The 1,670-nt window shown below is 42.2% G+C and carries 1 pseudogene; it reads left to right on the top strand.

What is annotated here, in order from left to right:
* Positions 1-196 precede the first annotated feature (196 nt).
* Positions 197-1,590: pseudogene (locus OCV47_RS15750) on the top strand (4Fe-4S dicluster domain-containing protein); the annotation flags it as partial.
* Positions 1,591-1,670 lie beyond the last annotated feature (80 nt).

The following is a 1,670-nucleotide window of genomic DNA, read 5'->3' as shown; positions in this document are numbered from 1 at the left end:
GAAAAAAATAAAAAGAAAAGAAGTTTTAAAAGAAAAATGGTGCTGGGCATAATCCCCAACACCAAGTTTGTCTACAGTCTGATTAATTATCTAGTATTTATGTATCATAAAAAGTACAGCCTATTTATTGAGACTGCTTATTTTATCTGATACAACAAGGAAAATTGAGATTTTATTTTATAAGGAGGAATCAATAATGAGAGGTGTCGAAACCCGAATTCAGGAAATCAGACATAAAATCTTTACAGAGGTTGCGCGTATGGCATATCATACCGAATGGCCTGTAAAAGATCGTATGGAAGCGCTTCCATACAAGATTATTCCCGGCGAAAAAGGAAATTTTAGGAATGATGTATTTTGGAGCGTGCTATAGTCGGAGAGAGACTTCGTCTGGCAATGGGTCTTCCTTACCGCAGTGCTGCAGAGCATTCACCTATATCAGATGGAATCGAGGCTGCCGACAAAGATGAAACCTACTATACACCGCCTCTTATCAATGTTATAAAATTTGCATGTAATGCATGCCCTGAAAAAAGAGTACATGTTACAGACGGCTGTCAGGGATGTCTGGCTCATCCATGCATGGAGGTATGTCCAAAAGATGCTGTATCGCTAGATCGCACAACCGGAAAATCTGTAATTGACCAGGAAAAATGCATAAAGTGCGGACGCTGTGCAAGCGTATGTTCATATAATGCAATTATTGTTCAGGAACGTCCATGTGCAAAGGCCTGTGGCATGGATGCCATTTCTTCTGACGAAAACGGCAAAGCAAATATCGATTATGACAAGTGTGTTTCGTGCGGACAATGCCTTCTCAACTGTCCTTTTGGTGCGATTGCTGATAAATCCCAGATTTTTCAGACTATCAGAGCTATACAGTCCGGTGAAAAGGTCTATGCTGCAGTTGCTCCTGCATTTGTTGGACAGTTTGGTCCAAAAGCTACTCCCGGAAAGCTACGTGCAGCCATGAAGGCTCTTGGTTTTGCAGATGTATTTGAAGTAGCTATAGGTGCAGACCTCTGTGCCAAGCAGGAGGCCGAGGACTTCCTAAAAGAGGTACCGGATGAACTTCCTTTCATGGCAACCTCATGTTGTCCGGCATGGTCAGTCATGGCTAAAAAACTCTTCCCTGAGCATGCAAAATGTATCTCAATGGCACTTACACCTATGACACTCACTGCACGTCTTATAAAGCAGCATAATCCAGATGCGCGCGTGGTATTTATCGGACCATGTGCTGCCAAAAAACTTGAAGCTATGCGACGCAGTGTACGAAGTGAAGTGGATTTTGTCCTTACATTTGAAGAGATGACCGGTATTTTTTCTGCAAAGCATGTGGACCTTGAAAACATCGAGGAAGATCCTGCAGGTGTCAGCGATGCTTCAACAGACGGAAGAAACTTTGCAGTCGCAGGAGGTGTGGCACAGGCTGTTGTTAATGTTATAAAACGTGATCATCCGGATCAGGAGATAAAGGTAGCAAATGCAGAAGGTTTAAAGGAATGCCGTCAGCTCCTTAAACTTGCAACTCTAGGCAAGTATCCCGGATATCTACTTGAAGGTATGGCATGTCCTGGAGGTTGTGTTATAATGGTCTCATAAATTAAGACACTTTTTCGGACAGTTTTTAATGAATCTGATATACTTAAACCAGTATGAAAGAAAGG

Source organism: Muricoprocola aceti (assembly GCF_025567005.1).
Lineage (GTDB): Bacteria > Bacillota > Clostridia > Lachnospirales > Lachnospiraceae > Marvinbryantia > Marvinbryantia aceti.
The sequence above is the reverse complement of the archived record's forward strand: the minus strand, read 5'-3'. Positions and strand labels throughout refer to the sequence as shown.